The sequence below is a fragment of the Mycobacterium sp. genome (assembly GCF_039583785.1).
In the GTDB taxonomy this organism is placed as follows: Bacteria; Actinomycetota; Actinomycetes; order Mycobacteriales; family Mycobacteriaceae; genus Mycobacterium.
Map to the genome: position 1 here is coordinate 76,127 of NZ_JAVKSG010000011.1, position 2,285 is coordinate 78,411.

Sequence of the window (2,285 nt, forward strand, 5' to 3'; positions counted from 1 at the left end):
CGCGCGTAGGTGCGCGACCAGTCCGGTCGCTGCTCGAACGAGAACTGGTACGACGCCGACGGAATGTCCACCGCGATGCCGGGATAGGTGTTCCAGTACCAGGTTCCGCCGACCTCGTCGCCGGCTTCGACGATGAGGTAGTCGCTGAAGCCTTCCTGGTCGAGTTTGATCCCGGCGCCGATGCCGGAGAACCCCGCACCGACGATCAGGCAGTGGTAGTCGGGCCGAGAGCCACTCACTAGTGCAGTGCTGCTTTCAGGGCGGCCAGACCGCGGTTGGTCGCCTCCGCCGCGGCCGGGATGAGCAGTGCAAAGCTGACGTAGCCGTGTACCAGGGTGCCCTCGTTGCTCAACTCGGCGGGTGTACCGGCCACGTTGAGCAGCTTCGCGTACAGGGCGGCGTCGTCGCGCAGCGGGTCGTGTTCGGCGCTGCCGATGAAGGCCGGGGCCAGCCCGGAGAGATCGGCGGCGTTGCACGGGGCAAGGGCGGCTGGCAGCGCCTTGGGGTCGCTGATGTCGACGCCCGGGACATACCAGCTCAGGAACGCATCGATGACGTCGCGGTCCAGGATCGGAGCATTGGCGTTCTCGCTGAACGACGGCAGCGACAGGTCGGCGGTGATGCTCGGGTACCAGAGCAGCTGGAACGCCAGCGCCGGTCCGCCCTCGTCGCGGGCCCGCTGGGCGATCACCGCGGCCAGGTTGCCGCCGGCCGAGTCGCCGGCGACAGCAATGCGGTCAGGGTTGCCGCCCAGCTCGGTGGCGTGCTCGGCGACCCACTGCAGCGCGGCCCAGCAGTCGTTGAGTCCGGCCGGGAAGGGGTGCTCCGGGGCCAGCCGGTAGTCGACGGACACCACGATCGCGTCGGCGCCAACGGCGTGCGCCCGCGCGACCGGGTCGTGGGTGTCCAGGTCGCCGAGCGCGAAGCCCCCGCCGTGGTAGAAGACGACGATCGGCAGGCTGCCGGGCTCGGACTGCGGCCAGTAGATGCGGACCGGGATGTCGGTGAGGTCGCCGTGCGCGATGGTGCGGTTTTCGATACGCAGATCCGGCAGCATCTCCGGGGGTGCCTGGAGTTGGCGCAGCCGCGCGCGGGCCACTTCGACGCCGTCGGATGCCTTGAAGGTCATCGGGAAGGCGTCGAGCAGGACCTTCAGCGTCGGATCGATCTGTGGTCGGGCGATGGTCGGCTCCGTCATGGCCCTACCGTACGTGCAGCGCCGCGCGCAGCGCGGCCAGCCCGCGATCCATCGCCTCGGTCGCCGCGGGCACTACTCCGGCGTAGCCGAGGTAGCCGTGCACCATCGTCTCGGCGTTGTGCACCTGGACCGGAACGCCGGCGGCGGCGAGCAGCTCGCCGTAGCGCTTTCCGTCGTCGCGCAGCGGATCGTGGCCGGCGACACCGATGTAGGCGGCGGGCAGATCGGCCAGGTTCGCGGCTCGGCCCGGCGCCATCCCGACCGGTGGATCGAACAGGTTGATCTCGCCCGCGTAGTACCGGCTGAACGCGGCGACGGCCGCGCTGTCCAGCACTGGCGCGCCGTGGTTTTCGCTGAACGACGGCAGCGACGAGTCCCACAGCGTCGCCGGGTACCAGAGCAGCTGGAACGCGATGGGCGCGCCGCCCTCATCACGCGAACGCTGCGCGATGACCGCCGAGATGTTGCCGCCGGCGGAATCTCCCGCCACCGCAAGCCGACTCGCGTCGGCGCCGAGCTCACTGCCGTGCTCGGCGACCCATTGCGTTGCGGCCCAGGCGTCGTCGATCGCGGCGGGGTAGGGGTGTTCGGGCGCCAGCCGGTACTCGACCGACACCACCACGGCCGAGGCGCCGACGGCGTGCTGACGGGCGGTGCCGTCGTGGGTGTCGAGGTCGCCGACGACAAAGCCGCCGCCGTGAAAAAACATCACCACCGGTGGCGCGGCGTCATCGGTTGGCGGCCAGTAGATCCGGATGTTGATCGGGCCGGCCGGCCCGTCGATGGCGCGGTCTTGCACTCGGAGTTCGGGATAAAAGCTGCGGCGCGGCAGGTCGCGTAGCGCCTGGCGGGCCGCGTCGACGCCGTCGTCGGCGGATAATCGGAACGGAACCGCGTCCAGTACCTTCTGCAGGATGGGATCGATGGCGGATCCGGCGTCGGAGCTGGGCATGCAGACACCGTACGCACCGCGGGTGATGCTCGGCGCCTGGGTGGCCGGCGGGTGGGCCGGCATCGCCTACGGCGTATTCCTGACTATCGTGGCGCTCCGGTCGCCGCCGGGCGTCGAACTGACCGGGGTGTGGGG

General features: G+C 70.3%; 3 protein-coding genes and 1 pseudogene. 1 reads left to right on the forward strand and 3 read right to left on the reverse strand.

What is annotated here, in order from left to right; all coding sequences use genetic code 11:
• From ABDV69_RS06590 to ABDV69_RS06600, 3 genes are all read right to left on the reverse strand, one after another.
• On the reverse strand, window positions 1-239 hold a 239-nt coding region (locus tag ABDV69_RS06590), incomplete at its 3' end, for an NAD(P)-binding protein (RefSeq protein WP_343572716.1).
• Window positions 239-1,198: an alpha/beta hydrolase gene (locus ABDV69_RS06595; protein ID WP_343572717.1), complete on the reverse strand. Its 960-nt coding sequence runs from the start codon at window positions 1,196-1,198 to the stop codon at window positions 239-241. The genes ABDV69_RS06590 and ABDV69_RS06595, both read right to left, overlap by 1 nt.
• Before the next feature lie 4 nt (window positions 1,199-1,202).
• Window positions 1,203-2,150, reverse strand: a complete 948-nt coding sequence (locus tag ABDV69_RS06600) for an alpha/beta hydrolase (protein WP_343572719.1) — start codon at window positions 2,148-2,150, stop codon at window positions 1,203-1,205.
• Here ABDV69_RS06600 and ABDV69_RS06605 point away from each other — a divergent pair.
• Window positions 2,149-2,285 (forward strand): annotated as a pseudogene (locus ABDV69_RS06605) (lysoplasmalogenase); the annotation flags it as partial. The gene ABDV69_RS06600 and the pseudogene ABDV69_RS06605 sit on opposite strands and share 2 nt — an antisense overlap.

Bases quoted from the DNA above. Each gene is read 5' to 3' on its own strand.
- ABDV69_RS06595 (WP_343572717.1), bottom strand. From the start codon at position 1,198: ATGACGGAGCCGACCATCGCCCGACCACAGATCGATCCGACGCTGAAG.
- ABDV69_RS06600 (WP_343572719.1), bottom strand. From the start codon at position 2,150: ATGCCCAGCTCCGACGCCGGATCCGCCATCGATCCCATCCTGCAGAAG.